Source organism: Mycolicibacter heraklionensis (genome assembly GCF_019645815.1).
GTDB classification, from domain to species: Bacteria; Actinomycetota; Actinomycetes; order Mycobacteriales; family Mycobacteriaceae; genus Mycobacterium; species Mycobacterium heraklionense.
In genome coordinates this window covers 4960420-4973486 of record NZ_CP080997.1, presented here as the reverse complement: position 1 = coordinate 4973486, position 13067 = coordinate 4960420, and the positions used below count along the sequence as shown (strand labels likewise).

Here is a 13067-nt window from a genome sequence, read left to right as displayed (position 1 = left end):
GCAACGGAAGGCGCAGAGCCATTGCGGTACAACGGCCCCCGGATTCGGTCCCGCTGATGCGGCTCGGCTTGGCCACACCGGTCGTCATCCAGATCCCCGGTACGGCATCGGACTGGGAAGCCGAAGGCGGTGTCGAGGACATCAGCCGGATCGCTTCGGCCGCCGACGAGCTCGGGTTCGCCTACCTCACCTGCTCGGAACACGTCGCGGTACCCGACGGGGCCGCGGCCGGGCGCGGGACGACCTACTGGGATCCGTTGGCCACCCTGTCGTTTCTCGCTGCCCGTACCCGCTCGATCCGGTTGGTGACATCGGTTGTGGTGCTGGGCTATCACCATCCGTTGGAGATCGCCAAACGTTACGGGACCCTCGACCGGCTCAGCGGTGGCCGGCTGACCCTAGGTGTCGGAGTGGGATCGCTGCGCGAGGAGTTCGACCTGCTCGGCTGTGCGTGGGACGATCGCGGCGCCCGCGCTGACGATGCGATGAAGGCGTTGCGGGCGGCACTGTCGGACACCCGCCCTGCCTATGACGGAGCCTTCTACCGGTTCGACTCGATGGTGGTGCAGCCGTGCGCCGTACAACAGCGGGTGCCGATCTGGGTGGGCGGCCGCACCCGCCGTTCGCTTCGGCGAGCCGTGGGCCTGGGTGACGGTTGGGCGCCGTTCGGCCTCAGCGTCGGCGAACTGGCGAAATATCTTGGCTCCGTGGACCTCCCGGACGAGTTCGCGGTTGTCTTGTCGACGCCTCCGCTGGACCCGATCGACGCCCCGCAGCAGGCCCTCGATCGGATCGGCAGGCTGGCTGACATCGGGGCCACCGATGTGAGCTGTGTGATCTCGGCGCGCTCTTCGGCGCACTTCTGCGACCAACTGGCCGCACTTGCCGAGCTGGCCGACCTCCCGCGGCGGGAGCGGCGATGAGCGAGCAACGGCTGGCCGACTTGGAGCGGCGACTGCAGCAGATCGAGGACGAGCGCGCGATCGAGCGGCTGATCGCGTCCTACGGGCCATTGGTGGACGCCGGCGACCCCGAATCGGTCGCCGCGCTGTGGCGACAGGACGGCGTCTACGACGTCGAAAGCTGGCTGATGAACGGCCGCGAGGAGATTGCGGCCATGGTGCGCTCTCGTGGCCACCAGGAGCTGATCGCTCGGGGATGTACGCACTTCCTGGGGCCGGCAGTGGTCACCGTGAACGGTGACGAGGCGGTCGCCGTGTGCGAGTCGACGCTGCTGGTCAAACAGGGCAGCGAGTTTCGCGTCGCGCGCGGCGGCGCCAACTATTTTCACCTCGAGCGGGTGGCCGGTTCGCCCGGACAGTGGCAGATTGTCACGCGGATCACCCGGATGCTGGACGGCGCCGCGGAGAGTCGCGCGTTACTGGTGGACGGCGTTGCCGGGCGCATCCGTTGAGAAGCCCACGGCGTAGCGGCCGAGACGGCCGAAGTCGGTCCGCACAACCCGGCGGCTAGACTGCGCGGAAAAGCGCCTATCCGCCGGCACGGCAGGGGAGATTAATGGATCTGCGGTGGTCGGAGGAAGACCGGGCATTTCAAGCTGAGGTTCGGGAATTTCTCGACCAGAAACTGACCCCTGAGCTGCGCCGTGCGGGCCGGCTCATGACCAGTGTCTACGCCGATCACGAGGCCAGCATGGCGTGGCAGGCGATTCTGCACGAGCGGGGCTGGGCGGCGCCCGCGTGGCCGGTGGAGCACGGCGGCTGCGACTGGAGCCTGACCCAGCACTACATCTTCAGTCGCGAGTCGACGCTTGCCGGCGCACCATCGCTGTCGCCGATGGGAATCCGGATGGTCGCGCACGCGATCGTCCGGTACGGAACGGACGCGCAGAAGGACTACTTCCTGCCCCGGATCCTCACCGGTGAGGTGTTCTTCTGCCAGGGCTACTCCGAGCCGGAGGCCGGATCGGACTTGGCGGCCCTGTCGATGGCGGCCACCGTCGACGGCGATGACCTGGTGTGCACCGGCAGCAAGATCTGGACCACGCACGCCGGCGAGGCGAACTGGATGTTCGCCCTGGTGCGCACCTCCCGGACCGGCAAGAAACAGCAGGGCATCACGTTCGTGCTGATCGACATGAACTCGCCCGGTATCGAGATCCGGCCGCTGGTGATGACTTCCGGCGAAGAGATCCAGAACCAGGTGTTCTTCGACGAGGTGCGGGTCCCCAAGACCAATGTGATCGGCGAGATCGACAGCGGCTGGACGGTCGCGAAATATCTGCTCGAGTTCGAGCGCGGCGGCGGCGCGGTGGCGCCGGGCCTGCAGGTGGTGGCCGAAGAGATCGCCACGGCGGCAAAGAGTCAGCCTGGGCCGGGCGGTGGCAAGCTCGCCGACGACGACACCTTCATGCGCAAGCTCGCGGACGCGCGGATTCGCGCCGAGGTGTTGGAGATCCTGGAATACCAGGTGCTCACCGCCGTCGCCGAGGGACGCAATCCCGGGGCGTCGTCGTCGATGCTCAAGATCTTGGGCACCGAGCTGAGCCAGGAACTGACCGCGCTGGCGTTGGAGGCGGCCGGACCGCGGGGGCGCATCTATCAGCCGCATGTCACCGCGCCCGGCGGACCGATCGCCGACTACCAGCCTCCCGCCGACGGATATGCGTCCGGCGAACCGTGGCAGGCGGTGGCCCCGCTGCGTTACTTCAACGACCGGGCCGGCTCGATCTACGCCGGCAGCAACGAAATTCAGCGGAATATTCTGGCCAAGGCGGCATTGGGGCTCTAATGGACTTCAACCTGAACAATGAGCAGCAGATGCTGCGTGACGGCATCACCAAGTTCCTCGCCGCGCGCTACGAACTCGAGACGAGCCGCGCCGCAGCCAAGACCGGCGCCGGCTGGCAGCCCGAGATCTGGCGCGCCTTCGCCGGGGAACTGGGCATTTTGGGCGCCACGTTCCCTGAAGAGTTCGACGGGATCGGCGGCGGCGCCGTAGAACTCATGGTCATCACCGAAGCGCTGGGACACGCGCTGGTGATCGAACCCTATGTCGACTCCGTCGTCGTCGCCGGCGGACTGCTGCACCGCTCCGGCAGCCCGGTGGCAGCCGGCCTGCTCAAGGAACTCGTGGCCGGTACCGCGGTTACGGCATTGGCTGCCGCGGAGCCGGATTCGGCCGATCGTTGGCAGGACGCGGCGACCCTGGCGCGTCCCGATGGCGACGGCTGGGTGTTGAACGGCTCGAAGATCATGGCCGTGGCGGCACCGCTGGCGACGCATCTGCTGGTCACCGCGCGCATCGAGGGCGAGGACGGCATCTCGTTGTTCCTCACCGAGGCCGACGCCGCGGGCATCACGCTGCACCCGTATCGAACCATCGACGACCGCAGCGCGGCCGATGTCACCTTCACCGATCTGCGGCTTGGTGCTGAGGCGTTGCTGGGTGAGCGAGGCGGCGCATGGCCGTCGTTGGCTCAGGCCCGGGACGAGGGTGCCGCAGCGATCTGTTCCGAGGCGGTCGGTTGCATGCGGAAAGTGTTGGCGGACACCGTCGAATACTGCAAGCAACGCCAGCAGTTCGGGCAGCCGATCGGTAGCTTTCAGGTGCTGCAGCACCGTATGGTCGACATGTTCATGGAAGTCGAGCAGTCGGCTGCCGCGGTCTACTTGGCGATCCTCAACCTCGAGGCCGACGAAGCCACCCGTGCCCGTGCGGTGTCGGCGGGCAAGGCCACCATCGGCCGGGCGGCCCGATTCGTCGGCCAACAGGCGGTGCAGTTGCACGGTGGCATGGGCATGACCGAGGAGTTGGCCATCGGCCACTACTTCAAGCGGCTCACCGCAATTCAATACGAGTTCGGAACCACCGACTCCCACCTGGCCCGCTACGCGGAGCTGACAAAGGCGTAGCCGGGCCGGCTACTTCTGCAAGTGCTGCGGGCAGTAAGCGTTGGCGGCGATCGCCGCGAACTGCGCGGCGCCGTCCATGGTCAGCCCGGGGTTGTCGGCCGTCAGTTGTTTGACGACCTTCAATCCCGACTCGCCGTTGTTAGCCATGCTGCAGACGGCATGGCCGGCCACAATGGCCTGATCGCTACTGGCGAAGGTGAGCCCCGCGGCTTTTAGGGCAGTCAGGAAGGCGGCGTCGCCGCCGCCGCCGTCGCCATCATCGGGATCCGCGTACGCCGGCGCGGCACACCCGATGACGGCGGCAATGCCCAAGACCGATAACAGGCTGCGCATGCCGTTCCTCCTACTCTTTACTCGGCTGCCTGGCGTCTCCATACTGTGCAATTCCTCTACTGCGACGTGATGAGACGGGCGATCTCGATGTAAAGAGGGATACCGATGGTGACGTTGTAGGCGAACGTCAAACCCAGCGATGCGGCCAGCGGCAGGCTGGGGCTGGCTTCCGGAATCGCCAGCCGCTGGATGGCCGGCACGGCGATGTAGGAAGCCGCGCCGCACAGCACGGCGAACAGGACGTAGGTGCCCAGCTGGAAGTGGACGCCGGTCAGCTGCGAGTAGGTGTGTGCGACAAATAGTCCCAGCGTTGCGAACAGGTTGGGAGCCAGCAGGCCGAACACGATGAAGCCACGGCCGGCAGACTTCAGGTCCTTCAACTTGCGCGCCGCAGTCAGCCCCATCTCGAGCAGGAAGAGGCACAGGACTCCCTGGAAGGCGGTGACGAAGACCGGGTCGTCGACGCCGGTGACCTTCGAGCCCTGCAGACCGCTGATGAAGCCGATCGCGATACCACCGAGCAGCAGGCAGATGCCCGGGTTGAGGAAGACCTCCCGCAGCAATTCCGGGCTGATCAGGCGCCCGTTCGAGGTCACTTCGGTCTCCGCACGACGTTCGGGGGTCATCTCGATGGCCAGACCGCCGGTCGGGTCACCGGAGGCCTGCGCGGCACCGACGGCTGCCGGGACGGAACCGGCCGGCACCGTGTAGCCCGGCTCGTGCGGCATGTTTCCGGCAGCGTCCATACCCCGGTGGCGCAACCGGGCAACCAGGAACAGCGCCACCAAGCAGCCCGGGATCTCCATGATGGCCAGCATGACGGGCATGTAGGCGTCGAAGGCCATGCCGATGGTGGCCAGCACGCCCATGCAGGTGGCGAAGGTTCCGGCCGAATCGGAGCCGTAGTACCCGGCGACCGTTGCGCGGTCGACCTCTCGCATCTTCGTCAGGTACTTCAGCAACAGGTAGGCGATGGTGCCGATGACGAAGTTCAGCACGAACCCGGTGACCATGAACCCGAGGATTCCGCCGATCTGCGAGATGTCGATGCCGGCGAGTTCCTCGCCACCGTGCCAGCCGATGGCCAGCAACAGGTACATCGTCAGGCCCTGATAGACCGCGTTCGGAAACTCGAACGGCACCTTGGCCAGTGCGAGAAGGAAGCCGAAGTAGAAGAACAACAACAGTGGCTTGAACAGGTTGTGCGTGAAGTTCTGCCAAAACTCGAGAAGCATGTCTCTCTCTTTCGGGGGGAGGTGGGGAAAGGTTTGGCGCCGCTGGTGGGCGTCAGCTGAGGGGCGTTGCGGCTTTCTTGGCGCCCTTGAGGTGCACGGCGTGAACGCCGGGCTTCCTCGACAATTCGTCAAGCAGTTCGTCGAGTCCGGCCTGGTCGACGTTCCAGTGCTGAACCGCCTCGGGCTGGCTCTGCAGCTTGGCGATCACCGCGTCGAGCTTGACCGGAGTCTTCGCCTTGCCGCCCTGGATGCGAATGCGCCCGCTGGGCACGGTGCGGGGGCTGGCGCTTCCCAGCGCGCCGCCGGCCATACTGCCCAGCGCCGCCTGGTTGATCAGGCCGCCGGCCATCCCCGAGGCGGGGGCGGCTGCCAGGCCTGCGGCGGGAACGCCGGTGGCCGCCAGCCGGATTGCCGGGCTGGCAGAGGCCCAGCTCGGCGGGACGGACAGGTTGCCCACCAGGTTCGCCTCGGACATGGTGGCCGACACCGACGAGGTCAGGCCGGCCATGCCTCCCACCCGAAGCCCGGCGCCGAGACCGCTGAGCGGCAGGCCTTCGAAAACCCGGCCCACCGGAGTTCCGAACTTCAGAGCGTTCTGGATGGGGAAGTTGGTCAGCAACGAAATGTCGTTGAACGGCGTGGTCAGCCCCGCCGGACCCTTCAGGGCCGAGAACACCGACGCGAAGTTGGCCGGAGCACTCGGATTGCCGGTCAGCTGGGTGAGCAGGTTGTTGACGAAGGTGTTGTACTGGGTCGCCAGGTTGGCCAGGAAATCCAGGATCGAGTTGCTGCCCGAGGTGGCTGCCGCCGACCCCCCGCTGGCCGCCGACGTGGCTGCGGCGGTCCCGGTGGTGGTCTGCGGAGGCTCGGTGAACGCGGTGATCTTGGTGGCCGCGGCAGCCGATGCGGCGTAGGTCTGCATGGCGGCGGCGTCCTGCGCCCACATCTCCAGGTACTGGGCTTCGTTGGCCGCGATGGCCGCGAGATTCTGGCCGAGGAAGTTCGTGGCGTACAGCATCTGGTTCTGGGTGCGGTTGGCCGTAACGACTTCCGGCGGGACGGTCGCCGCGTGCGCCGCTTCGTAGGCGGTGGCCGCGGCCTGCGCCTGGGCGGCCGCCTGAGCCGCGGTGGCCGCGGTCGTCGACATCCAGGCGGTGAAGGGCTGGGCGGCGGCCGTCATCGCCGTTGCCGACGGACCGGTCCACGATTCACTCGCGAGCGAGGCGAGCACCGCGTTGTATTCGGATGCGGCGGTGCTTAATTCGCTGGCAAGACGCCCCCACGCCGTGGCGGCGGCAATCAGCGACCCGGAACCGGGGCCGGCGTACATGTTGGCCGAGTTGACTTCCGGCGGGAGCAAAGAGAAATACATTTCGACACCCTTATCTGGTCGAGTGCGACTGAGTCAGCTGGGGGAGGCCACGTTTCGTCATCGCTGGGTCACTCATCCAGCGCCGGGATCACGATGATGGTGGCCGCCGCGGGATCGGCTTCACCGGGCGGAATGGGACCGAAGGCATCGGATCCGCCGCTGTTGCGCATGGAACGGGTGGCCGCGCCGACGGTTTGGGTTGCGGTGCCGCCTATGCCGCGGCCCAGCAGGCTGGACAGGGCCATCTCACCGAACATGGCGTCCTGACCGGCGACCGCCGCCATCGGGGCGGCCTCCAGGGTTGCCGGCAGTGACGAAGCCATGCTGACCAGCTTGGTCGCCGGCGCCGCGACCGCCCAGGAAGCCGGTACCGACAACTTCCCGACCGTCGCGGCGTTGCCCAGCACGCCCGTGGCACTGCTCAGGCTCGCTGCCGGTAATGCCGTTTGCGCCAGAGGTGCCAGCGGCAGCAGCGCTCCGGTGATGGCTTTCGGGCCGGCGAAGAAGGACTGTGCAGCCATCCCGTTCATGATCCAGGAGTACATCTGCCCGAACGCCAGCCAATAGCCACCGGGGATGGTCGACCAGCCGAGCGGGGTCGTGGGCCCGACCAGTGTGGAGAAGATCGTGTTCCAGCTGTCCAGGAATGAAGTCGATGTTGTCGCCGCCGCGGTCCCCACGGGGTTGGAGGCCAGCGACTGCAGCGCCTGGGGCATCGAATTCAGCAGCTGGGAGACCTGCTGCGAGATGTTGGAGGCCGCCGAGTTTCCGGTCGCCTCTGCCGATGCCGCCAACTGATTGGCCGTGCCGGTCGGGTTGGTGGTCTCCGGTGGCTGGTTGAACGGGGTGAGCTGCGTCGCCGCTGCGGCCGATCCGGCGTAGCCGTACATGGCCCCGGCGTCTTGGGCCCACATCTCCGCGTAGTGAATCTCGGTGGCCGCGATCGCCGGCGTGTTCTGCCCGAGGAAATTCGTCGCGATCAGGGTTGCCAGCTGCGTCCGGTTCGCCGCGACCACCGGTGGCGGCACCGTCGCGGCGAAGGCCGCCTCGTAAGCCGCTGCGGCGGCGCGGGCCTGGTTGGCGGAGAGCTCGGCCTGTGTGGCGGTCGTGCTCATCCAGGTCACGTAGGGCTCGGCTGCCGCGGCCATCGAAGTGGACGACGGCCCCGACCATTCCCCGGTCAGGCTCGAAACCACGGATTCATAGGACGAAGCCGCAGAACCCAATTCGGCCGCGAGCGCGTCCCAAGCCGAAGCGGCCGCCAGCAGGGGGCCGGAGCCCGCACCTGCGTACATACGGCCGGAGTTGATCTCCGGCGGCAATGCAGCAAAATCCATCTCGGGTGACTCCTTACGTCACGCGTTCTGACTGCCGACGCTGAAAACTCGCCGTCGGAACCCAAACGTTAGACGGCCGTTGTCTATTCAAGGTTCCTGCGATGTAAACAGCGTGCGACTTTTTCAATTGACAGTGGTACCAGTGGATCTTTGAAAACTGTTGTGAGGCAGCTGTCATCAAGCTATCCGCAGCGATTCTCCGCTTACATCAAGCTTTTTGACGACTTTTATGCCGTTAATTCCAAACGTAAGAAAGCGCAGCCGGTTCGAGTTTTCCGGCTGCGCCATCAGCCGGATTGCCGAAACCCGTCCACGCCTTTTTGTTCGGGCGGAATTCTCTTCACAATCGTCATCTCAGTCGACTGATAGTACGCAGGGTTAGCTGGAAACTAGCTGTCAGCGAACTGGGTCTTCCCTGTCGCTGTGCTGCAGGCGGCCTGTCAGGCTTGCGGGCGCCGCCTTGACCGCAGGTCAGCGGAACCGGACGTGCAAGGTCGCCAGGCCGAAGATCTTCCGGTTGTCAGACTTCGCGGCGACCAAGATGGTACCGCTGCGGGTCGCCGGGTCCAGCGACTTGATCCGCCCGCTGAACTCGATGTCGGCGCCCTCCTTGGCGGAGACGATCGCCGGCGCCGACAGCCGTACGGCGTAGCGGGTGACGGCGCCCGGGTCACCGGTCCATGCGGAGGCGAATCCCGCGCCCAGACCCATGGTGAGCATGCCGTGCGCGATCACATCGGGGAGGCCGGCCAGCTTGGCGATGTCCTCGTCCCAGTGGATGGGGTTCGCGTCGCCGGCGACACCGGCGTAGTTCACCAGGTCGCCGCGCGCCAGCCGAGTGTGGCGTACAGGCAGTTCGTCGCCGACCTTGACGTCGTCGAAGGACGGGGTCGCCGGGGTTCGGGTCAGGCCGCCTTCGGAGATCCGAACCTCGCCCTCGGGACGCACCGTCTTCTCGTAGGCGGCATCGGATTCGCCGACGTCGAGAATGTTGACGTCGTGCATCATCGCGTTGTGCACGGCCGTCTTGACGGTCGGGTCGATGTCCTCGGCGGTCACCCCGACGACGGTGGTGTGCAGGGTGTGCACCCGCTCGCCGGCGGTGTCGGTGAAGGTGTTGGTGACGGTGATCAAGTCGCGGCCGGCGATGCGGCGCACCGAGGTCAGTTCCACGTCGATCTTCAGCTCATCGCCGGCGACGATCGGGCGGTGCTGCTCGAAGACCTCTTCGGTCTGCATGTAGGTGTCGTAGCCGACGACCACCGATTCGAACATCCGGCGATTGCAATTCATGCCGGGGGTCGAGGTGAACGTCAGCGGTGCCACTACGTCCGAGTAGCCCATCTCCGCAGCGGCAGCGACGTCCCAGTGTGCGGGGTGATAGTCCTGCACGGCACGTGCGTACTCGCGAACCTTCTCCCGCCCCACCAGGTAGGTGCCGTCCATTTGGTAGTAATGGCCGACCCGGGATTCGATCGCCGACGTCTCTGCTGCGGTCATGAGTTGGCTCAACCGTTCTATCGGCTGGTTTGCGGAAGCCGACTAAAGCACCCTAGCGGGGATCGCGAGCGCGGCGAAGCCGGGCGCTGCGGGTCCCCGCCGTCGGCTCAGCGGGGATCGCGAGCGCGGCGAAGCCGGGCGTAGCGGAGCCGTCAGGCAGGTGGTGGGTGGCCACCACCACCGTCCGGTCGGCTCCGAACAGGCCGGGCGCGGCCAATACGTCCCGCAGGAGGTCGTCCGCGTCGGCCGCGTCGAGGTGCTCGGTCGGTTCGTCGAGCAGCACGATCCGGGCCGGCGAGAGCAGCGCCCGGGCCAGCAACACGCGCCGTCGCTGACCCGCCGACAGGGCTTCGGCGCCGCCGGCCAGCACGGTGGCCAAACCGTCGGGAAGACCGGCCAGCCACACCTCGAGGCCCACCCGGCTCAAGGCGGCGGTCAGTTCGTCGTCGCGGCAATCTCCGCGCGCCACCAGCAGGTTGTCGCGGACTGTGGTCGCGAAGACGTGTGCGTCTTCGGCAAAGAAACCGACCGCGGATGGCAGGTCGGTTTCGGAAAGCTCCTGCGGTGCGCTCCCGCCTAACGAAATACGACCGGCCAGCGGTGGCAGCAGACCGGCCAGGGTCATCAGCAGCGTGGTCTTGCCGACTCCACTGGGGCCGGTGATCGCCAGCCGGTCGCCGGGCGCCAAATCAAGCCGCACCCGGACGGACCGATCCCCGCGATACCCGGACCGCAGATCGGCGTGCAGCGGCGCGGTAGCGGCCGAAGTTGCCCGTGGCGCCGTCGGCGCGGCCGCAGCCACGGGATCCGTCGGCGCCAGGTCGACCAGGCGCCGCGCCGCGATCCGTGAACGGGTCAGCGCGACGGCGGCGCCCGGCAGCGCGGTGGTCGCCTCAAACGCGGACAGCGGCAACAACATCAGAATGGCCAGGGTGGTGGGCGCCACGGCATCGGCGAGCCCGATCCCGGCTACCACGGCGCCCAACACACTGACCCCGACCGCGGCGGTGGGCAGGGCAGCGGCGATCGCGGCCGGTTTGGCGGCCTCATCCAGGGCTGCCCCCCACGCTCGCTGCCGATTCTGGGACGCACCGATGACGGCGGGGAGCAGGCCGGCGATCCGCAATTCGGGGGCGTGGTCGAGCGCTTCCATCGCCGAGACGTCACGCTCGGCGAGGTGGTCGCGGGCCGTGTTCTCCTGTGCTGCGGCGGCCCGCGCGGCCAGCGACGGTGCGACGACGCCGGCAATCAGCAGGCAGGCGGCCAGGACCGCCGCGGCCGCCGGTGAGATCGCCGCGATCACCGCGGTGGCCACCACACCCAGCACCGCCGCCACTGCGATGGGGAGCAGGGCGCGTACCAGGACGTCTGCCAGCTCGTCGACATCGGAGCCCACCCGCGCCACCAACTCACCGCTGGGCAGCCGCACCGCGGTCTCTACCGGCCCGCGGGCCAGGCGCCGGTAGAGCTGGCTGCGGGCGTTGCCTGCGGCCCGCAACGCCGCGTCGTGGCTCACCAGCCGCTCGCAGTAGTGCAATACGCCGCGTGAGATCGCGAACGCCCGTACCGCCACCACGGCGATCGACAAGTCCAGTACCGGTGGCATCTGCCAGGCCCGGGTGATCAGCCATGCTGACGTCGCGGCCAACGCGAGCGCGCTGCACAGCGACAACGTCCCGAGCAGGCCGGCCCACAGCAACCGGGGCAGGCGCGGTTGCAGTAACCCGACGGCGTCCCACAGCGGATCAGGCCGGCGCATGAGCTGCGGCTCCCTCGCTGCGCACGGTGACGACCCGGTCGCCGATCGCCAGCACCGGCGCGCGGTGGCCCACCACCACGACCGTCGCGCCGGCGTGAGCGCGTCGCACCAGGGCGGCCAGGACCCGCTGTTCGGTGGCGGCGTCCAGGTGGGCGGTCGGCTCGTCGAGCAGCAGCACCGGCGCCGTCGACCCGAGCGCGCGCGCCAGCCCCAGCCGCTGCCGCTGCCCTAACGACAAGCCGACACCGCCGCGGCCCAACGCGGTGTGCAGCCCGTCCGGCAGCTCCGCGATCACCTCGTCGAATCCGGCCGCGGCGCACGCGGCTTCGGTATCGATGAGATCGCCGAACAACGCGAGGTTGTCCGCCACCGTGCCCGGGATGAGCGCCGGACGCTGCGGCAGCCAGGACAGCTGGGCCCACCATGCCGGCAGGTCGAGTGCGGCGACATCGACGTCGGCCACCGTGATGCGTCCGGAGCTGGGTTCGGTGAGGCCGGCGATAGCCGCCAGCGTGGTGCTCTTGCCGGCACCGTTGGCTCCGGTCAGCACGGTGACCTGGCCGGGGGCGATCACCGCGGTCAGGCCGGCGGGCGCATCGCCGTCCCGGCCGGCCACGCTGAGCCGATCGAGGCGAATCTCCGCGCCACGTGCTACTACCGTGCGGCTTCCCGGCACCTGGCGAACCGGTGCACCGATCAGCGCGAAGGCCTTCTCGGCGGCGGCGCGCCCGTCCTGGGCTGCGTGGAACTCCACCCCGATCCGGCGCAGCGGCCAATACACGTCAGGCACCAGCAGCAACACCGTCAGGCCGGCGGTCAGGCTCATCTCGCCGAACACCAGGCGCAGGCCGATGCTGACGGCCACCACCGCCACGCTCAGCGTGGCCAGCAATTCGAGCACCAGCGCCGACAAGAAGGCGATCCGCAGCGTGGCCATCGTCGACCGCCGGTGCGCGTCGGACAGCTCGGCGATGCGGCGCTGCGGCCCGTCAGCTCGCCCGAGGGCGCGCAGCGTCGGGATGCCGGCAATCAGATCCAGCAGCCGCGCCTGCAAGGTCGTCATGGCCGCCAAGGCCGCCGCTGAGCGGTCGGCGGTGGCAAGGCCGATCAGCACCATGAAGACCGGGATCAGCGGCAGGGTGATCAGGACGAGTACCGCCGCGCGCCGGTCGTAGCAGGCGATCACCAGCACGGTTACCGGGGTCAGAATCGCCGCGAGTAACAGCGCGGGCAGGTAGGCGGTGAAGTAGGGGCGCAGGCCGTCCAGTCCCCGGGTGACCACGGCCGCCGCGGCATCCCGTTCGGTGGTCAGCTGGCGGGGGGAACGCGCTGTGACCGCGGTCAGCACCCGTCCGCTCAGCTCGGCGATCGCGGCGCTGGCTCCGCGCTGGCCCAGGCGTGCCTGCAGCCAGTGCGCAGCGGTGCGCACCGTCCATAGCAGCGCGAGCGCTGCCAGCAGCGGTGACCAGTGCGCGACGTTGCGTGTCGACGGTTCGGTGATCACGTGAGACACGATGTCGGCCAACATGATCGCGGATCCGATTGCGCAGGCAGAGATCACCACTCCACAGCCGACCATGGCCAGCAGGAAGCGCCGCACCGCCGTCGATGCCTGCCACAGCCGCGGGTCGAGCGGCGCCCGAGAGGCCCGGGCGC

At 68.0% G+C, this 13067-nt stretch carries 11 protein-coding genes; 4 read left to right on the top strand and 7 right to left on the bottom strand.

Features of this window, described 5'->3' with window-relative positions; genetic code table 11:
- The first annotated feature begins 56 nt into the window (after positions 1-56).
- The 4 genes from K3U94_RS23040 (at position 57) to K3U94_RS23025 (ending at position 3875) form a co-directional block, all read left to right on the top strand.
- Positions 57-923 carry an LLM class F420-dependent oxidoreductase gene (locus tag K3U94_RS23040; protein WP_220695159.1) on the top strand — a complete coding sequence of 289 codons (867 nt, stop codon included), beginning with the start codon at positions 57-59 and terminating at the stop codon, positions 921-923.
- Positions 920-1414: a nuclear transport factor 2 family protein gene (locus K3U94_RS23035; RefSeq protein WP_220695158.1), complete on the top strand. Its 495-nt coding sequence runs from the start codon at positions 920-922 to the stop codon at positions 1412-1414. Before K3U94_RS23040 ends, K3U94_RS23035 begins: the two co-directional genes overlap by 4 nt.
- Before the next feature lie 104 nt (positions 1415-1518).
- Complete coding sequence (locus tag K3U94_RS23030) at positions 1519-2751, top strand: acyl-CoA dehydrogenase family protein (RefSeq protein WP_220695157.1); 1233 nt, start codon at positions 1519-1521, stop codon at positions 2749-2751.
- Positions 2751-3875, top strand: a complete 1125-nt coding sequence (locus K3U94_RS23025) for an acyl-CoA dehydrogenase family protein (protein ID WP_220695156.1) — start codon at positions 2751-2753, stop codon at positions 3873-3875. The genes K3U94_RS23030 and K3U94_RS23025 overlap by 1 nt, the downstream gene beginning before the upstream one ends.
- A gap of 9 nt (positions 3876-3884) precedes the next feature.
- Here the strand turns inward: K3U94_RS23025 and K3U94_RS23020 are convergent, their stop codons facing one another.
- From K3U94_RS23020 to cydD, 7 genes are all read right to left on the bottom strand, one after another.
- Positions 3885-4208: a DUF732 domain-containing protein gene (locus tag K3U94_RS23020; protein WP_220695155.1), complete on the bottom strand. Its 324-nt coding sequence runs from the start codon at positions 4206-4208 to the stop codon at positions 3885-3887.
- A 56-nt stretch (positions 4209-4264) separates the two neighbouring features.
- Entirely contained in the window at positions 4265-5443 is a 1179-nt protein-coding gene (locus K3U94_RS23015) for a sodium-dependent bicarbonate transport family permease (protein WP_220695154.1), read from the bottom strand.
- A gap of 52 nt (positions 5444-5495) precedes the next feature.
- The gene (locus K3U94_RS23010; RefSeq protein WP_220695153.1) at positions 5496-6815 is read right to left on the bottom strand and encodes a PPE family protein; all 1320 of its coding nucleotides are present in this window, start codon (positions 6813-6815) and stop codon (positions 5496-5498) included.
- A gap of 68 nt (positions 6816-6883) precedes the next feature.
- Complete coding sequence (locus tag K3U94_RS23005; protein WP_047319193.1) at positions 6884-8152, bottom strand: PPE family protein; 1269 nt, start codon at positions 8150-8152, stop codon at positions 6884-6886.
- A 471-nt stretch (positions 8153-8623) separates the two neighbouring features.
- A complete protein-coding gene (locus K3U94_RS23000; RefSeq protein WP_047319192.1) occupies positions 8624-9652 on the bottom strand; it encodes a fused (3R)-hydroxyacyl-ACP dehydratase subunits HadA/HadB in 1029 nt (342 codons plus the stop codon).
- A 52-nt stretch (positions 9653-9704) separates the two neighbouring features.
- Positions 9705-11411: a thiol reductant ABC exporter subunit CydC gene (cydC, locus tag K3U94_RS22995; protein WP_220695152.1), complete on the bottom strand. Its 1707-nt coding sequence runs from the start codon at positions 11409-11411 to the stop codon at positions 9705-9707.
- A complete protein-coding gene (gene cydD, locus K3U94_RS22990) occupies positions 11398-13011 on the bottom strand; it encodes a thiol reductant ABC exporter subunit CydD (protein WP_220695151.1) in 1614 nt (537 codons plus the stop codon). The genes cydC and cydD overlap by 14 nt, the downstream gene beginning before the upstream one ends.
- Between the last annotated feature and the right edge of the window lie 56 nt (positions 13012-13067).